14 protein-coding genes and 3 pseudogenes are annotated in these 18,651 nt (G+C 35.5%); 12 read left to right on the forward strand and 5 right to left on the reverse strand.

Annotation, left to right across the window (positions count from 1 at the left end):
• The first annotated feature begins 422 nt into the window (after positions 1–422).
• The 7 genes and pseudogenes from hflK to ABL518_RS06080 all read left to right on the forward strand — a co-directional run bounded on the left by hflK (position 423) and on the right by ABL518_RS06080 (position 9,406).
• On the forward strand, positions 423–1,457 hold the full coding sequence (gene hflK, locus ABL518_RS06050) for an FtsH protease activity modulator HflK (protein WP_095742757.1): 1,035 nt from the start codon (positions 423–425) through the stop codon (positions 1,455–1,457).
• 2 nt (positions 1,458–1,459) lie between these two features.
• Entirely contained in the window at positions 1,460–2,332 is an 873-nt protein-coding gene (gene hflC, locus ABL518_RS06055) for a protease modulator HflC (protein WP_095742758.1), read from the forward strand.
• 3 nt (positions 2,333–2,335) lie between these two features.
• Positions 2,336–3,829, forward strand: a complete 1,494-nt coding sequence (locus ABL518_RS06060; protein WP_095742759.1) for a DegQ family serine endoprotease — start codon at positions 2,336–2,338, stop codon at positions 3,827–3,829.
• Between the two features lie 116 nt (positions 3,830–3,945).
• Positions 3,946–4,660 (forward strand): annotated as a pseudogene (locus tag ABL518_RS06065) (hypothetical protein); the annotation flags it as partial.
• Between the two features lie 396 nt (positions 4,661–5,056).
• Positions 5,057–6,484: a hypothetical protein gene (locus tag ABL518_RS06070; protein ID WP_348994373.1), complete on the forward strand. Its 1,428-nt coding sequence runs from the start codon at positions 5,057–5,059 to the stop codon at positions 6,482–6,484.
• 233 nt (positions 6,485–6,717) lie between these two features.
• Complete coding sequence (locus ABL518_RS06075; protein WP_010962871.1) at positions 6,718–6,912, forward strand: hypothetical protein; 195 nt, start codon at positions 6,718–6,720, stop codon at positions 6,910–6,912.
• A 34-nt stretch (positions 6,913–6,946) separates the two neighbouring features.
• Positions 6,947–9,406 carry a hypothetical protein gene (locus ABL518_RS06080; protein ID WP_348994374.1) on the forward strand — a complete coding sequence of 820 codons (2,460 nt, stop codon included), beginning with the start codon at positions 6,947–6,949 and terminating at the stop codon, positions 9,404–9,406.
• 201 nt (positions 9,407–9,607) lie between these two features.
• On the opposite strand, the gene uvrB is transcribed toward ABL518_RS06080, so the two are convergent.
• Both uvrB and ABL518_RS06090 read right to left on the reverse strand, forming a co-directional pair.
• Positions 9,608–11,515: an excinuclease ABC subunit UvrB gene (gene uvrB, locus ABL518_RS06085; protein ID WP_095742761.1), complete on the reverse strand. Its 1,908-nt coding sequence runs from the start codon at positions 11,513–11,515 to the stop codon at positions 9,608–9,610.
• 394 nt (positions 11,516–11,909) lie between these two features.
• A pseudogene (locus ABL518_RS06090) lies at positions 11,910–12,230 on the reverse strand (transposase); the annotation flags it as partial.
• Positions 12,231–12,315: 85 nt separating this feature from the next.
• Between ABL518_RS06090 and ABL518_RS06095 the strand changes: the two are divergent.
• Together ABL518_RS06095 and ABL518_RS06100 are read left to right on the forward strand one after the other, a co-directional pair.
• Positions 12,316–13,127: pseudogene (locus ABL518_RS06095) on the forward strand (IS982 family transposase).
• 41 nt (positions 13,128–13,168) lie between these two features.
• Entirely contained in the window at positions 13,169–13,387 is a 219-nt protein-coding gene (locus ABL518_RS06100; RefSeq protein ID WP_065095234.1) for a transposase, read from the forward strand.
• Between the two features lie 344 nt (positions 13,388–13,731).
• On the opposite strand, the gene ABL518_RS06105 is transcribed toward ABL518_RS06100, so the two are convergent.
• The 3 genes from ABL518_RS06105 to ABL518_RS06115 are packed head-to-tail and all read right to left on the reverse strand — an operon-like array spanning position 13,732 to position 15,495.
• Positions 13,732–14,109 (reverse strand): cytochrome c-type biogenesis protein CcmH, encoded by a 378-nt coding sequence (locus ABL518_RS06105; protein ID WP_010962876.1) that lies wholly within the window; start codon positions 14,107–14,109, stop codon positions 13,732–13,734.
• On the reverse strand, positions 14,093–15,133 hold the full coding sequence (locus ABL518_RS06110) for a hypothetical protein (protein ID WP_010962877.1): 1,041 nt from the start codon (positions 15,131–15,133) through the stop codon (positions 14,093–14,095). The genes ABL518_RS06105 and ABL518_RS06110 overlap by 17 nt, the downstream gene beginning before the upstream one ends.
• A 2-nt stretch (positions 15,134–15,135) precedes the next feature.
• The gene (locus ABL518_RS06115; RefSeq protein WP_010082412.1) at positions 15,136–15,495 is read right to left on the reverse strand and encodes a ferredoxin family 2Fe-2S iron-sulfur cluster binding protein; all 360 of its coding nucleotides are present in this window, start codon (positions 15,493–15,495) and stop codon (positions 15,136–15,138) included.
• 136 nt (positions 15,496–15,631) lie between these two features.
• Here ABL518_RS06115 and ABL518_RS06120 point away from each other — a divergent pair, with 136 nt between their 5' ends.
• The 3 genes from ABL518_RS06120 to ABL518_RS06130 all read left to right on the forward strand — a co-directional run bounded on the left by ABL518_RS06120 (position 15,632) and on the right by ABL518_RS06130 (position 18,647).
• A complete protein-coding gene (locus ABL518_RS06120; RefSeq protein WP_010962879.1) occupies positions 15,632–15,769 on the forward strand; it encodes a hypothetical protein in 138 nt (45 codons plus the stop codon).
• Between the two features lie 727 nt (positions 15,770–16,496).
• On the forward strand, positions 16,497–18,050 hold the full coding sequence (locus ABL518_RS06125) for a Mur ligase family protein (protein ID WP_010082413.1): 1,554 nt from the start codon (positions 16,497–16,499) through the stop codon (positions 18,048–18,050).
• Positions 18,051–18,056: 6 nt separating this feature from the next.
• Entirely contained in the window at positions 18,057–18,647 is a 591-nt protein-coding gene (locus tag ABL518_RS06130; RefSeq protein ID WP_010082414.1) for a COQ9 family protein, read from the forward strand.
• The last annotated feature ends 4 nt before the right edge of the window (positions 18,648–18,651 follow it).

The raw sequence follows: 18,651 nt of genomic DNA on the forward strand, positions 1-18,651 counted from the left end.
AATTGTATTCCTTGATTCTTAAGTTAGTGTTAAATTGATTGCCAGTATTTATTTGTCTTCAAATAATTTCGCTTGACGTGTTTTGTGGTAACATAGAAAATTAGGTCAAGAAGCTGCAGCATTTATGAAGTATAGAAAAAGAACACTCATCTTTTTGGCTGTTATAACTTTAATAATAATAGCTTTACTATTTAGGTATAATTCCCATTTTCACAAAGACGTAGTGCACTTAAAGAGTGACAACAAAGAATTCAAAAAAAAGCCAGAAAATTCCATAGAGTCGACCATATTACATAGAGAAAAGGAAGTGTACGATCATGTTTTCCATCCTGATGATTAATTTGTAAATAAAATAGCAATTTATGTTTGCATTTTCTTATTAAAGAAGTAATATTAGCGTATTAATTATAGAATCAATCATTATGTTTGATGATAATAATCCTTGGAATCTGGAAAAGAAACCGGTAGGGAACAAAACTCCTAATAATGAAGATATTTTAAGTAAAGCTGTATCTGATATAAGGTTCTTTCTTAATGGATTAACCAGAAACAGGGGCAAAAAACCTTATTTCATCATTTTCATTATTTTGCTGTTCTATGCTTGCACTGGCTTTTATATTGTCCATCCTAGTGAAGAAAGTATAGAACTTACCTTTGGTAAATATTCTAATACAGAAACACCTGGTTTGCGTTATCACTTCCCCTACCCTATTGGCAAGGTTTTTAAAGTGAACGTTAAGGAAGTAAATCGTGAAGAAATTGGGGTAAGTAGTTCTTATGGGCGAGATACAGATCGCGGTGAAGGCGTGATGCTAACTGGAGATGAAAATATAGTCAACGTTAACTTCGAGGTTCAGTGGCGCGTTAGAGATGCTAAGGACTATTTATTCAAAGTGCGGGATTACAAACCCGGTTTCAGTGTTAAAAATGCTGCTGAAAGTGCCATGAGAGAAATAATAGGTAAAAATACGATCTCTTTTGCACTTGGTCAAGGCAGACCAGAAATTTCTAGAGATACTAGAATTCTATTGCAGCAGATTCTTGATGGATACCAAATGGGTATAGAGATTTTATCTGTTCAAATGAAAAAAATTGATCCACCAGAAAAAGTAATCAGTTCGTTTAGAGATGTACAAAGTGCTCGTGCAGACAAAGAGCGTACTATAAACGAAGCATATGCTTATAATAATGATATTATACCTCGAGCAAAGGGTGAAGCGATAAAGATAAAATTAGATGCACAAGCATATGAAAATGAAATAATAAATGAAGCAAAAGGTAATGCAAATCGCTTTTTATCTCTTTATGAGGAATATAGACAGAATCCTTCTCTCGTTAAGAATCGTATTTATCTTGAAACTATGGAAAATATTTTCAGTAAGGTAGACAAAGTTGTTGTAACTGATGATCTGAAAGGTATGTTTTCTTATTTACCTCTTACAAATTTAGGAAAATAACCATGAGTAGTAATATTAAAATTGTTTTTGTTTCTGTATTTGTTGTTTTATCGATTGTTTTATTTAATTCAATATTTGTTGTGCAAGAAACAAAGCAAGCGATAGTTATACAACTCGGTAAAGTTGTAAGGGATGTTAGGGAAAGTGGCTTATATTTTAAGTTGCCATTCATAAATAGTGTAGAGTTTCTTGATAAAAGAGTTTTAGATTTAAGTCCTGATAAGATCCCAAGGGAAGTGATAACAGCGGATCAAAAACGTATTATAGTAGATGCGTATGCAAAATATAAAATAACAAATCCTGTTACTTTTTACCAGGCTGTGAGGAATGAATCAGGTCTGGTTAGAAGATTATATCCGGTTATAGAAGCACACATAAGAGAAAATATAGGCAGATTTTCGTTGATTAGCTTGTTGAATGAAAAAAGATCAGAGGTTATGCAATTGATTCAGCGTGGAGTTTATTCTGAAGCTGAAAAATTTGGCATAGAAATAATAGATGTAAGAATTAAGAGAGCAGACTTACCAGAAGAAAATAGTTCTGCAATATTTCGCCGTATGCAAACTGAAAGGGAAAAAGAAGCAAAAGAAATTAGAGCAGAAGGAGAGCAAGCTGGGCAGGAAGTTAGATCAAAAGCTGATAAATTAAAAAGGGAAATTATCTCCAGTGCAGTAAAAGAATCGTACGAAATAAGGGGCCGTGGTTATGCTGAAGCAACTAGAGTTTATAATGAGGCATTTAAGGTCGATGAAGAGTTCTTTAACTTTTATCGCTCTATGAGCGCTTACAGTAAATCATTTGCCGAAAATAATACTAAATTTGTACTTTCACCAAACAATAACTTTTTAGATATTTTAAATAAGGGGTGGAAATAGTCTATGAAAAGCAAGGCATTTATTTTATCTATATTTGCATATTTTCTAATTGCGTTTTCTTCGTATGCTAATATGTTTGATTGGAATGCAAAAAAGGTCGTTGATGCTAGCACTACTGCATGCAACTGTAATCAAGGACTTGCCGATTTAGTGGAAGAACTCATTCCTGCGGTTGTAAATATTTCAAGCGAACAAATCATCAAACAAGAAAATAACAGCAGAACTAGAGTTCCATCTATGCCAGGAAATAATTTTTTTGATGATTTTAGAGAGTTTTTTGAGCATTTTGATCAGTTTTTTATGGATAGGGGCCCTAGTGTTAACAAAGAGGTGGTGTTGCTTGGTTCTGGGTTTATTATAGATAAAGGTGGAACTATAGTAACCAATTATCACGTTATTAAAAACGCCAAAGATATCACAGTTACTATGAACGATAATACTTATTTCAAAGCAGAAGTTTTAGGCTATGATGCAAGAACTGATCTTGCTGTGCTTAAGATTAATTCTGATAAAGATCTTTCTTCTGTTGCATTTGGTGATTCTGATAAAGCAAGGGTTGGTGATACGGTTATGGCAATAGGTAACCCATTTGGTTTGGGTGGCTCTGTAAGCAAAGGAATTATATCTGCAAGGTCCAGGGACATTAGTATTGGCACTATGAATGAATTTATTCAAACTGATGCTGCAATTAATAGGGGTAATTCTGGAGGACCGTTATTTGATTTAAATGGAAAAGTTATAGGTATTAATACTGCTATCTATTCTCCATCTGAGTCTGGCGGCAACGTGGGTATAGGTTTTGCCATACCATCTAATTTAGCTATGTCAATTATTGACACATTAAAAAGTGGCAAAAAAATAAAACATGGTTGGCTTGGTGTGCAAGTTCAGCCTATAACGAAAGAATTTGCTGAGTCCTTGGGTTTAAAAGATATAAAAGGCGCATTGGTTGCAAGTATAGTAAAGGATAGTCCTGCAGAAAAAGGTGGGATTAAAGTAGGTGATATATTATTAGAATTTGACGGTAAAAAAATCGATAGAATGACACAATTACCTCAAATGGTTTCAAGAGCTGGACCTGAGAAAAAAGTGCAAGTTAAGTTACTTAGAAAGAGCAAAGAGGTTAATATTAAAGTTGTGATCGGAGAATCTACAAATGATGGCCAAGATAACAATCAAGAAGAAAATAAATCAACATCTGATTATGTAACCGGTTTAACTGTTTCAAATCTGCCAAAAGAATCAAAAGAAAGTAAAAATAATGTACCTACAAAAGGTGTGATAGTTACCAATGTAGATAGTAACAGCAATGCCACGTTGCGTGGTATTAAAAAAGGAGACATTATTATCCAATTAGATGGAACCGATATAGAAAATACTAATGATTTTCAAAAACAAGTTGATTCAGCAGTAAAGAAAAACGGTAAAGATTCAATAATGTTGCTCATTTACCGCAATGGAAATCAATTCTTTACTTCGATAAAGTTGAAGAAATAGCACTCGTAGGTTATTTACTAAATTAGCAGCATTGTAAGCCTGTCACTGTAACACCTCAATCTTACAAGACAAATCAAAACTATTAAAGTCTACATTCCATTCACTAAAATACACATATGGATAATATAAATTTTCTAAAATTCATTGAACTGTGCTTTCAAACAGTGGTGCCGGGATGTGAGTATAATGATTATCAGTACATAAAAGTCATAGCAGAAAGGCTGGAAGCAGCGAATGCTGGCGAAGTAAGGCGCATAATATTCAATATGCCTCCGCGTTCAATGAAGTCCATATGTATGAGTGTTGCGTGGCCCGCATGGATACTGGGCAACTGCAAGAATAATAGTTGCAAGTTATTCTAAGTTGCTTAGTGAAAAACATTCGCTTGATACCAGGTGCATAATGCAATCTGATTGGTATAAAGAACTATTTCCAGAGGTAGAACTATCCAAAGACCAGAACACTAAATATAAATTCCAAACAGTGCAGAGAGGATACAGAATCGCAACATCAGTTGGAGGAACATTAACCGGTGAAGGTGGTGACTCTATTATTGTGGATGATCCGCTTAACCCTGCTCAAGCTTTGAGTGAAACATTTAGAAACCGTGCCACAAACTGGTTCGATCAGACTTTAGTAACGAGACTCAACGATAGAAAAAAAGGAGTAATTGTGCTTGTGATGCATAGACTCCACCTGGAAGACTTAACTGGGCACCTCTTATCTAAGCCAAAAAACATATGGCATCACATTTGTTTGCCAATGATTTCTGAAAATAAGGAGGTTATTTATTCAATTAATAACCATACTGGTGTCATTCCACCCCCCCTCCTGTCATCCCAGTGCCCAGACACTTGTATCTGGGATCTCGTTCCTTAACTTTATAGTGTAAATTATTTCAAATTGTGTCTAGCTGCAAGTATAATAATTTCCATTTATAGATAAAGTATGTTGCAAATGTTATGCCAAAGAGTATAATAAAATCTATATCAAATACTTTACAAGAAAAAGTGGGATAGAGGCAAAAGCAAATATTAATAAGGATAATTTAAGAAAAGCGCATACTAGAGTTTGAAGAAGCAGTAAAAATAAAAAATATTATTGAAAGGTTAAATAGCACATGATATAATATATATATATAGTGTAAAAATGTAAATAATTTTATTGACATCTTTACATTAATAGTTCTTAAATATTTAGTACTGTAGAATTAAATTATTAAGTTTTATGAAGGAAGTAAAAATGTTGGAAAGCTTTTCAGGTAACAACAAAGGCAGTAATTTTATTGAGGAGGCAAAAATAATGGAAAATTTTTCAGATAATAACGGAAACGGTAGCTCAATCTTCCAAGGAAAAATCAGGGAGCAAGATTTCTCTGCAGAGCAGAAGCTAAATGAACTAAAAGCAGCCATAGAGGAGCTTACCAGACAAGATTTGCTCAGGAGGCTCGAGTGTGAGCGTCAGGCTTCTAGTTGTATCGATGAAATATCATCTCAAGGAGAGCTACATATCGGAGAAGGTGATGATGAGGATTACTTCACTGGTGAAAAAGGAAGAGTACTCGGAGATTTCTGGAATTTCTTTGAATCTCTCTTCAACCTTTTTGAAGTAGATGTAGATGATCCGAAAATCTACCAAATGCTCAAGGAGAAGGAAGAAAAAAACCTGATTGCTGCGATAATGAAGTTTTTGCGTGATAAGCTTAAGGAGTTAATCAAGAAGATTTTTGCACGCGATTTAAGTTCCAATCAGAAGTTGGACAAAGAGATAAAAGAATTGCAGGAAAAATTAGGCAGTGGTGAGTTATCAGAAGAAGAGTTTGCAAGGGCGTTAGAAAGATTAACTGCATTGCAAGATCTGAAACTCAGGTTACAAATGGCCGTTGTCGGATGGATTGTTACAATGTTCGCAGAGATGTTTGGAGTTGAGTTGGCGGCTGCGGTAGAGGCATCTACAGAAAAAGAAGATAAAAAAGCAGAAAAAACATCATTAGAAGCAACTAAAGAAGTTTGCGAAAACGTAGAAATGAAAGTGGATGAAAGAGAAAAACCTAAAGTGCCAGTTTTCCTTTTTGAAATTTCACCAGGATTTGTAAGACCGGTTGTTCTGAGCAAACCGGAACTTGAAATTGCGTCAGGTCCTTTGAAACATCTATTGCGTCTTGCTGAGCTTGAAAGAAAATATCATGAAAATTCACAAAAACCAGAAAAAGTGAATGAAGAGAAAAAAGCGAAGCCTGAACCGAAGAAAGAGGTGTGTCCACCGAAACTTCCAGACAAGAAGCCTGTGGCAAGTGGGATAAAAATTAATTTTAATAAAATAAAGAATATTGGTTTCCGAGGAAGGGATGCGAATACTAGTGTTAATGGAAGAGGAACCACGCCACCCACTAATGGACAAGGAAACAAGCTTGATAATGGGAAGAAAAACGAGTCTGCTAGTTATGCAGCAAGCCGTCTGAATGGTAATGTTAATAAGAAAGAAGCGGATAACCTTTACACCGAACTTGCAAAAGAACTTGCCAATTTTAAAATAGGTGTTTGGAATGGTGCTGAGAATGAAGGTTCTGTGAATGATGCTCAATCACCAAGAGGATTGACTAATGATGTAAAAGTTGAGAAATGTGTAGAAGGTCAATCAGTAGGAAAGACATAATCGTGAAGGTAGTTAGATCCCAGTGTCTGGGCACTGGGATGACACCCTCTTGGATGGAAACCAGCGTCAGCTACTTGGATGACGCCTCACCATGTCATTCCAGTGCGTGACGCTGGAATCCAGGAGTATAAAAATGACGAATAAAATTTATACTAAAAAATATAAAAAAAGTGCTTGCACTACAATTTGTTTTTAGTATACTGGTTGCATAATATTTTTACTTAGGGGTCAATATGTATAGTAATAATGATAAAAAAGATAGCGATAAAGGGTTTACTCCAAGCAGCAGGTATGAAAAGTATAGCGGTTCTAATCCGGTAATGCTTGAGGCACGTGAAAGACAGAGACGTGAAAGTAGCAAGCCTGGCTCGCAAATGGAGAGTAGTAGCTCTACTAGTGCTGGCAGTAGTAAAGGTAAAAGTAAGTAATGTTGTTTCATCACAATTTTAGTAGGGGGGAGTTATGGGTAATTCTACAAAAGAGCTAGTTAACGCATTTAACTTAAATAATTATGGTATCGATAAGGTCAATACTAATTTTACTGTAGAAGGTAAAAAGATTGTTGGTTTATTTGCTAGTGGTACTAATACAAAAGAATATCTGCGAAGAATAGGAGAGGAGATAATAAAGCAGCACTACAGTGATGGAACTGAGGTAGCAAGTGAATATTATAACTTAAACTATTTTCCATTTGTTCTAGATGCTAATCCTGATAAAGAGGATTTAGGTAATGGCATAGTGAAAGTAAAGCTTGCAGATTCTACAGATAATGGAGTAATTCGTAACTTGAAGGTTCATTTTGCTAATGAGTTTGAGGGGGCTGTGAGATCTAAAGTGGCTGCACTTCTACAAGAATTAGTAGGAATAACGAAGGAACAAGCATATGAATGGGTCAATGGAACTGTTGGAACAGGAGCGATAGGTAGTCCTTATCTATACTGTATAGCTTTTAGCAACGAGTACCTCAAAAAAAGGTATAATTCGAGGATTTTTGAGCTATTGAAGAGTCTTTATATCAGTGAATTTAACTCAAGATTAGAGGCGTGTGGTCTTAAGAGTTCAGACTTTTATGAATATAAAGATGGTATGTTATACATTAAAAATGTGAGTGATAAGGTAGTCAGGAGTGTAACAGAATATGTTAAAGGGCGAGTAGCGCTTGATTTTAGAACTCCAGGCAGCGTAGAGTCTAAAGTTGGAAATTGTAAAAATGTTTTGAGTGAACTAATTCTTAAAGCGACAGGAAAGTTTGTTGACGGGTATGATTATGATGACTTTACAAACAAAAACAAAATAAAGAATGGGCATAGTTTTGCTCTTATACCTTTTATAGAAGAGAATGGTCAGTTGAAATCTTTAAGTTCTAGGAATGCATCAAAGATTAATGGAGGAATATTTAATGGTTTTCATTGTATAAGTGATATTAGAGGCAAAACTGCAAATCCACAATTTGCTAATTGTAAAGAGCCAGTTTATGCTTTCTCTAATAAGCAGATTGCTCAGTTACTTCCTAAAATTATGGGGTCTCCAATTGCATATAATCAAATAAACGGACGTTTTGAATTTGCAGTTGATCTTGAGAATTTTAAGAGACGTAGCTCGAGTCGATCCTCCTCAACGGTAACTTCTCCACTCAATTCTCCTACACATGCAGAGCCACCAAGAACACCGCTTGAACAAACTGGAGCTAGGTTTTTTGAATCTAGAGGAGACAGAGGTAGTGGTCTTGGTGATTCACCTCCACAACTTAAGGATTCTGGTTCTTCAAGTGGTGGTCCAAGTTCTGGCTTAACTGAATTGTCATCGCCGACACAGGAGTTTCCCAAGCGAAGTCGTGGTGAAGGGTTAGAGAGGCCTCCCAGGCAAGGATCAGAAAGAGAGGAAGGAAAAGGGGGGCTGTTTCAGTTGGTGCCGGGGGAAATGGATTCAAGTCAATCCACTGGTGATCAATCACAGCTATCTTTGAGTAGATCATCATCGATTTCTTCTCCTATAGCATGGGATGATTCAACATTCTTAAATCCTGAGGTTTCTAATGAGGAACCTAAAAAACAGCAAGTTACTAAGGAAAAGGAAGAAGAAAAGTTGTTTAAAGCATTGCTTTATTGGTTTAACTTAAATAATTATGCTTTGGATCCTCCTCATACTAACTTTATTGTAAAAAATGGGAAGATTGCTAGTTTAATTGATGATAGTGTTGATGTAAAAGAGTATTTAGAGGAGATAATAGATAAAACGAAAGAAGAGTATCGTGTCAATAAGGAAGAAGCCTATGATCTCAATGAGTTTCCATTTCAATTTCTTTCTAATTGTGAGAAAAACCAAGAAACAACAGTTGTTGCTAATATAAGTCGTGGTGCCTTACTTAACTTAAAAGAACTTTTTAGTCGGGAGCATGAGGGAAAAGTAGAAATAAAAGATATCGACATTAACATCGTCGAAAAGGCAGTGAAATCTGAAAAGGACAAATGGGTAAATTTTCAGGTGCAAGAACATGGGTTATCCCCTAAAAAAGCAATTAAAACCTGTTATCCCGATGAAAGCGTATTAGAATATATTTCAATTACAAAAGACAAAGGTGGATACTGGATTAACCGTGATTATGATGGTTCGGAAGTAGAGTCGTTTAGGAAAGAGCAATGGCCTGCTAAAGGTACGTCAAAAGCTGAAAAGATGAAGTCCGAAGATAATAAAGACAGCGGTATCTCTTCAGCGGAGGCGACTGATGCTGAAAACGTAAGCTCTAAAGCTGAGGCAACAACAAGTGGTTATGAGTCTATGGATTGTGAGAATACTAGAGGAGGATCGCCAAAACGTACTCTAGAGTTGAGTGTGGGAATGGAAAAATTGACAACATCCACAGACCTGTATGCCACTAAGGCCGAGCAGCACTCTTCCATAAAAAAATTTAGAAGCAATTGATCTAATCCACCGCTCTCAGCCACCTAAGCGTTTTATTAGGGTTAGGGCAAAGTCCCTGACCCTAAAGGCACTGGTGTTAGTTTTTCTCATCCATTGCAGATATTGCGCGGTACTAAATGTTTAAAAAGTATTAATATAAAGATATCAATAAAATTATTTACATTTTTATACTATGCACATTACATCATGTGTTATTTAACCTTACAATAATTTTTTTATTCTTGCTGCTTCTTCAAATTCTAAATTTTCAGCATGCTCTATCATTTGCTTTCTCAAATCATCCTTATTAGTATTTACTTTCGGTTCTGCTATTGCCCTCTCCTGTAAGGTGTTTGATATAGGTTTTATTATAGTCTTTGGGACAATATTGTACAATATATTATGTTCTTCTTGTTTTTTTCTTCTTCTTTCGGTCTCTCTTAATGCACGGTCCAGAGAACCAGTGATTTTATCTGCATACAAAATTACTCTACCTTCAGCATTACGCGCAGCACGACCAATCGTTTGAATTAATGAAGTTTCCGATCGCAAAAATCCTTCTTTATCAGCATCCAAAATTGCAACCAACCCACACTCTGGAATATCAAGACCTTCCCTCAGCAAGTTAACACCTACTAAAACATCGATTTCTTTAGATCTCAATTTGTATATAATTTCTATTCTCTCCAGCGCAGCAATATCAGAATGCAAATAACTCACTCTCATATTCATTTCACTCATATATTCAGCTAAATTTTCAGCCATTTTTTTCGTCAATGTAGTGATTAAAACACAAAATCCCTTCCCTATTGTCACTTGTGCCTCATGAATTACATCATCAATTTGACTCTCTATTGGTTTTACAATGCAGATTGGGTCCGTAAGCCCTGTTGGACGGATAACTTGCTCTATAAATACATTACTGGTCTTTGCCAACTCATACTTTCCGGGAGTGGCTGAAATGTAAACAGTCTGCGGCCTAACTCCCTCCCACTCTTCAAATTTTAATGGACGATTATCAAAAGCGGAAGGGAGCCTGAAGCCATAGTCAATCAATTTCTTTTTACGCGCCTCATTACCACTGTACATCGCACCAACCTGAGGAACGGTGACATGACTCTCATCAACAAATAAAATTACGTCTTTAGGTAAATATTCAAACAAAGTAGGTGGTGGATCCCCAGCTTCCATTCCATAGAGATAACGCGAATAATTTTCAATACCTTTACATATTCCTGTTGTTCTCATCATTTCGATATCAAAATTAGTGCGTTGCTCGAGGCGCTTTGCTTCAACAATCTTGTTTTGCGAGTAGTAATAATCCAAGCGTTCATGCAGCTCTTTTTTGACTAGTTCAATTGCCTGCAACAAAGCCTCACGCGGGGTTATGTAATAGCTATTTGGAAAAATGGTGATTTTATTTACGCCTTTGGTAACATTGCCCGTTATAGCATCAACTTCAGAAATTTCTTCTATTTCATCGCCAAATAACGATAAACGCCAAGCTTTATTTTCATAATGGGAAGGAAATATATCAACAATATCGCCGCGCACTCTGAAATATCCTCTCTCAAACCTGGCATCAGAGCGCTTGTATTGAAGATCAGTTAAGTTGCTCAGGAAATCATTAATACGAATTTTATTTCCAACACTAAGCGGTATGATCATGCTGCGGTAGCTCTCAGGCGAACCAAGACCGTATATGCAGGAAACACTGGCAACTACGATCGTATCCCTGCGCTCCAAAAGGGAGCAGACGGTGGAATAACGCAGCATCTCAATTCTTTCGTTAATTGCAGAATCTTTTTCGATATAAGTATCAGTTTGTGGTAAATAGGCTTCAGGTTGATAATAATCATAATAAGAAATGAAGTATTCAACAGCATTATGGGGAAACAATCCTTTCATTTCCTCATAAAGCTGTGCTGCTAAAGTTTTATTGTGTGCCATAATTAATGCAGGCCTGTTTGTCCTTGCAATAACATTTGCCATAGTAAAAGTTTTCCCAGAACCAGTAACTCCAAGCAAAACTTGGTCTCTTTTATTGCTATTTAGCCCCGCAATTAAACTATCGATTGCCTGCGGTTGATCTCCAGCAGGTTGAAAATGTGTAGTGATTTGAAATTTCATAGACTTTACTTACTATCTTTGATTCATTGCATAGTGAACACTATATTGCTTTTAAGATAAGTTGTATAGCTATCGTAAAGCCATAAAACATTAACCAACAATGTCATGCAAGTAGCTGACACTGGAATCTTGTTTCAATGTTAAACAAAATACCATAGAATTCAAGAAGACAATTCCTAAAAAATCCCTACATCCAAAAAAAGGCAAAATGCTGCTTGAATAAGCTAAATTTTTTTAGATGCAAAAACAATAAAACATAGTTGATACTAAATTATAGTACTCCTATGACAACGTTACAAAAATTAAGGAAATGGATAGCTCTGATCAATTGGAATAGTATTTTCAGGTACCGGTGGTCAATATGACATTTTTAAAATAAAGATTTAGAACCTGTTTAAAATCTTCTCAATAGAAGAGAAATGAAGGAAAGAACGACCATTTGTAGGCTAGTGTTAAGTTTTCGCTCGCAATTTTTCCACAATCGTCTGCATTTTTCTAACCAAGCGAAAGATCGCTCTACAACCCATCTTTGTGGCAATACAGCAAAGGAATGTAATTCACTTCGTTTTATTACTTCTACAGTTGCTCTAATAATCGTTTTTATTTGAGTTGCAAAATTTTCTCCTGTATAACCTGCATCGACCAGTATATTTTTAACTTCCGAGAGGTTTTCTTTTGCGCTTTCAACCATTCTCACAGCACTGCTAACCCCAGTTGTAAATTAGAAAAAATAGAAAAGGTAAGGAAATAGGGTAAACTCCGAGGTATTTGATATTCATTCCTAAAATAGGAGGTTACCAATGAAAGAGAAAGTAACAGAAATCTTTTGTATAGTCGATGATTTTTGCAATACAGTCGATGAAAATTTTGCAGAAAAACTTCTACCAAGTGGCAAAAAACCAACCAGGACGCCAGAGATTACGCATTCAGAGATTTTTACCATAATATTGCTATATCAAGTGCGACAATTTTAAAATTTTCTATGTGCATTATTTGAAATTATTATACGAATCAGCGTTTCCAAAATTGCCATCCTATAGTAGGTTTATCAGGCTAAAATCGCAGGTTTTATGGTATTTAGCGCTCTTAATGCAATGGTTTTGCGAACAGTCAAAAGTGACAGGGATTTCGTACATAATCTATCGCTGTTTGCCATCCAAAAAGGACCTCGAGAAACAAAGTTTTCAAAGGGTTGGCAAAGATTGGAAAGACTACTTATGGGCGGTTTTTCGGTACATCTAGTAATCAACGAAACTGGCGAAATTCAAGGGGTTACGGTGACAAAAGGCAACGTTGATACCTGTGCCAAATTTAACTCAGAAATTGACTGGATTATTGTTTAGAGATAAAGGATATATCAAAAAAGATCTTTTCACGAATTATTCGATAGAGGGTTAAAGCTTGTAACCAGTATAAAAAGGGTATGAAAAACTCATTAATGGTGCTAAATGAGAAGATTTTGTTAAGAAAAAGATCGATTATTGAGACAGTTTTTGGCTCTCTGAAAAACAAATTTGAGATTGAGCATACTCGCCACAGATCACCGATAAATTTTTTGGTACACATTTTTTCTACGCTTGTTTCATATTCCATGCAGCCGCTGCATTTCTAAGCTTTACTTCGTTGGCTAATCCGCAACTGGGGTATATAGGGTTGACACCAAGGCAATATTCTTCTGGAGAAGTTGATCGGCATGGCAGCATATCAAAGATGGGACCAGCGGAATGTAGAAGTATGTTATATGAAGCTGCACAAACAATGCTTACAGTTACCAAGAGGACATTTAAATTAAAAAACTGGGGTTGCGAAGAAAAAAGGAATGAAAAAAGCAATTGTAGCAGTAGCAAGAAAATTAGCTGTAATTATGCATAGGATGTTGGTTGATAAAACAGAATTTTATTATCAATAAATATCAAAAGAGCATAGGACAATAATTTTATTGAAAATAAAGATAGCAATGCCGATGGAAGGGACAAGCAAGAACTTAGTTAGACTTCGTGGTAAACATGTTGCCGTCCACTTCCGCCTAACAAGTATAATGCGGCTTGACAAATTTATTGTCATCTCAGACCGCGGAGAGAACCATATGCTACTTTTCACTTATGTAAAATTACCAAGGATTATGGAGAAGATATGCTGTTTTGATTTGTGTGAAAATTATTGTTGACCTATGTGCAATTAGAGAACCTAAGTCACTTTAGCTATATATAAAAGGTTTAAGTGGTTGTATTGATGTATCTTTGTATTAAAAAACACCCAATAAGCAGAGTTGTAAGTGGAATAAACCACAAAATGTAAGTGCTAGGTGGTACGATTATAATTGAATTGCCGTAAGAATTTTTTAACTCTGAGATTATCTCTTCATCAGTGTATCCATCATTGATTTTTTTACGAATTGCTTCTCGCATATCATACGCGATCTGAGATCCAGATTCAGACAATGATTCGCCAGAACATATTGGACACCTTATTATTTCAAATAAACTGGTTGCTCGTTTTTCCATGCTTTTATCTCTGAGTTTATTATCCAGAGTAAAAGCGTTTACGCCTGAGTGGAATATCAATATGAAAAGTAAGCTAATTACTATTCTCATTCTTGGTTAATTGGATTATTTTACTGAGTTGGTTCATAAAATCAGTGATGGATAACTTTCCAATAAAGCTTGACCCTACATCATCATCGTACTTTATTGAAAATTGAATGCCATTATCAGTTGTTTTTTCTGATAAGGAAGGTACTAATTTTTCGAACGCATCTGAAGTTTTTGAGTCACCAATCATAAACGAGATTAATTCTTTATAATTTGATATAGCCACGTTGATTTTGTCTTTAAATGAATATGTAACTAAGTTGTAATTGTTTACCCCACCATCTGCAGCAAAAGAAAAATTATTACTTTGAATCAAAAATTTCTCTATATTGAAATTAATTCTGGAAGCCGAGATGTCGTTTACAAATTCATAATCAAATTTAATGTCGATACTAAGGTAACTTTCAGGACTTGCAGTATTTTTATACCGATAAGTATACAAATCAAATCCTAGCTTAGCATTTCCACTCAGTTCTTTATCGAGGTGAAATTGAATGTAATTGCTTTTATCATTCACTTCAGTTATAACACTTTGCTGATTTTCTAAAACATCACATTTTAATCCATAATCTTCGTAACGAAGTGTATCTATATAGTCTATCACGGTACTATTTTTGTTGAATCGCAATGAAGATGGTAAATCGTTTAGTCTAACAACAAAGTGGCTGCTATCGTTTGTGTGGCATTTTATATTCTTTTTCTCATCACCATGAACAGCAATATTGACTTCATTGCTTGGTATGTAGATATATACTGATTTATCAAACAATCTATTTTTTATCAATAAAGCATCAGATGAGATGGTTAATTGCTCATTGGAAAATTTTGGGTTTGTCACACGAAAAATTAGGTTAGAAGGAAATCCACTAAAATCATGTGAAATATCAAATTTTTCGTCGTTAATGTATAGTATTGTTTCAGCTAAAAGATTTTTTACCTTACATGCAGAAAAATACCAAAAACCACTATACGCTACAGGAATAAACAAAAGTAAAGAGATGATAATATAGATAAAAATCTTACGCATAGCTAATCACTCCCCTGTTTATCCAATGATATATTTCTTGTACCCCTTGGTATGGTTACACACAAGCCGTCGATATCTTTTGTGATTTTTATTTGGCACCCAAGTCTTGATGTCTCTGTTAAGCCGAAAGCTAGGTCTAACATATCATTTTCCTCATCAGATATAGGGTTATGTATTTCTACAGCATTATAAAACTTTGGATCAACAATTACATGGCATGTAGAGCAAGCAAGAGAACCTTCACATGCACCTTCAAGCAGATCTGGATCACTTCTGTGGGCTAAATTGAGCAGAGTTTCTCCCTCTGCAGCTTCATAGCTTTTCTTACTCCCATCAGGTAAAATAAAAGTAACAGATGGCATATTATTCCTATTAAAATCCTTACTAATTTCTCTATATCCTACAGGTAATAACTAATATTTGCAAACTCTTTACAATTCCAGTGCCTATTTTTTGTTATCCAAGTAGCCGACACTGGTTTCCAGAAAAAAGGGTGTTATGCAAGTAGCTGACACTGGTTTCCATCCAAGACGGCAGTGCCCTCTTCTTGTCATCCTAGTGCCTTCTTCTTGTCATCCCAGTGCCCAGACACTGGGATCCAGGAATTTTATTAAGTTAGTAAGCATAAAAGTATAGCTAACGCGAGCTCTACGTCATACCGCCGCGGTATCTCTAGATCCCGCTAACACGTAGCGGGATGACGAACTGCTATACCGCCACGAACCGTCATACCGCGATTCATTCGCGGTATCTCTTAACATAGATCCCCCTACTATACCTTAACATAGATCCCGCTAACAAGCAGCGGGATGACGGTTGTCGTTTAGCCATAAACATTAAGAAATTTACCAAATGAAAAAAAAGGCAAAAGAAGCCCCGTGGTTATTATCCGCTTTAAAATATTGGCGTTTTTTATGTTTTAAACGCTTGACAAGCGAAGTTCAGCTGCTTTTAATTGCAACTAACTTATGCTGCAAACGTTTAAGAAATTTACTAAGCAGAAAAAAAGACAAAGAATCCCCGAGTTAGCTAGTCTTTTACTATCTCTGTCGAGTATTGGCATTTTTTGATGTCTTGTAACGCTTTATAAGCGCGTTCAGCTTATTTAGATAAAAATCTAGATGTAGATGAAGTTTTGTAAAGACATACAGTATCTATATACTGCAAAAAATTGAACATAAGACGCCGATACATTAAGTAATCCTTACCTTTTAATCTGCAGATTGGCGAAAGCAAATACAATAGCTTCACTATCATGATAAGGGCGCTGGCGGAGTTTGTCAAGTAAGTTTTTTGTTTCTATTGAATGACAGTTGTAACCTACGAAAGAAGTCTGTTGTAATTTGTACGATATCTTTATAAAATGGTTCGCATAAGTTATCTAGCAGTGCAACTAAACAAATACAAAAATCAAAACGTCGCGGTTTTTGGTCTTGGTAAAACTGGTTTATCCGCCATTAACGCTCTAACAAAGAGTGGTGCAAGAATATATGCATGGGATGATCATGAAGAGCAAATAGCAAATGCAAAAATGATGTATAAAAAATGTAATTTTATTCATCCCAAGGAATACAATTGGCATGAGATCAGTGCATTGGTTTTAAGCCCTGGAGTGCCAACAGAGCCACATTGGATAGTAAAACTTGCAAGGAGATTTGATTGCAAAATAAAATCAGACATTGAGCTATTTCTTGAAGCTAAAACTACGAACCAGAAGGTAATAGGCGTCACAGGAACAAATGGTAAATCAACCACTACATCACTAATAGGGCACATATTAAAATCTGCAGGGAAAAAAGTAGCTATTGGTGGAAATTTAGGCGTTCCTGTTTTGGATCTAGAAAGAGATGCAGAAATTTATGTAATCGAACTCTCCTCTTTTCAATTGGAGTTGATGAATGAAATTAACGTGGACATTTCAGCACTGCTCAATATTACACCAGATCACATAGATAGGCATGGAAGTATGGAGAACTACATAGCAACTAAATTAAAACTGATAAACGGTAGTGAGGTTGCCGTAATAGGATGTGACAATGAGATTACTGTTGATATATTCAACAAATTCACTGGAGACAAAATTCCAATCTCAGTAACATATTCCCCGATGTCATTCCAGCGCGTGACGCTGGAATCCAGAAAAGAAAAACCATTGCCAACTACTCAGATGACAGAGGGTGGTGCAAGAGATCTAATATCATTGGCAGGTAACAATTTGCTTGATTATAGTGAACAGATTACTGGTATAGATCGAAATTATCTGGATCCCAGTGTCAGCTACTTGGATGACAAAAGGGGCACTGGGATCCAGAAGATCTCGTTAAAACTAGAGAATCATAGCTTATCAGTAAGCGACGTGAAAATAAACCTAATATCCAACGCAGAAAACATAGCAGCCACATATGCCGTATGTAAGGTACTTGGAGTAGATAGCAACACTATTATCAATGGAATCAAGTCCTTTTCAGGACTGAGGCATAGGAATGAACTGCTTGGCAAAATAAGAAATGTGTTTTTCGTGAACGATAGCAAAGCAACTAATGCAAAATCGAGCGAAAAGGCGATCTTATCTTATGAAAACATAAATTGGATCGCTGGTGGAAGAAGCAAAAAAGGTGGAATAGAATCATTAAGCAAGCATTTTACAAGGGTTAGAAAAGCTTTTCTTATTGGAGAATCAACCGAAGCTTTTGCAAATGTTATGGAGAATAAAGTAGATTATGTTAAATGTTGCAATCTAGAAGATGCATTCAGATTGGCTTTTGAAGAGGCCTTAAATAGCGCAGAAGAAGTAACAATATTACTTTCTCCCGCGTGTGCTTCTTTTGATCAATGGAAAAATTTCGAGGAACGTGGTGAAGCATTTTGTAGAATGTTTGAAAATCTCAGGTACAATCACACATGCTGTTTAGTATGATGTTGCGTGGAACAAAAGTTAATAATAGATAAGCTAATTAGGGTTATTCCATTTGAAGGGATAAGCGATGAAACCCTATTAAAGGTGTGCACTGACCTTAATCTAGCTAATAGCTTTTGCAAATTTCAGAATGGAATATATAGCGCTTTGGAGCACATAGCAGAGGACTTAAATAGCTCAATGGAAGCTGAATTAAGAAATTCTAATTTAGAAGATATGAAAGTGCGAGAGCGAGTAAAGTTAGCTATTCAAATACACCTTTCAAACTATGCTAAGCTACCGAATTATAGAGAACTTTTAAAAAATGTTTTATCATTCTCCGTATCACCAAAAAATACATATTTTTCTAGTAAACTTTTATACAGAACTATTAGTGCGATTTGGTATGGCATTCATGACCAATCAACAGATTTTAACTACTATACAAAAAGAGCAATATTAGCTGGAGTGTACTTAAGTACGATACTTTTTTTTATCAATGATTATTCAGAAGATTTTGTGGATACTTTATCGTTTCTTGATAACCGTATCAACAATGTCATGACATTTCAAAAATTCAAAACTCGCTTAAAAGGAATCATAGGAAATTTCTTATAAGCTA

The organism is Wolbachia endosymbiont of Drosophila willistoni (genome assembly GCF_040084705.1).
In the GTDB taxonomy this organism is placed as follows: domain Bacteria; phylum Pseudomonadota; class Alphaproteobacteria; order Rickettsiales; family Anaplasmataceae; genus Wolbachia; species Wolbachia pipientis.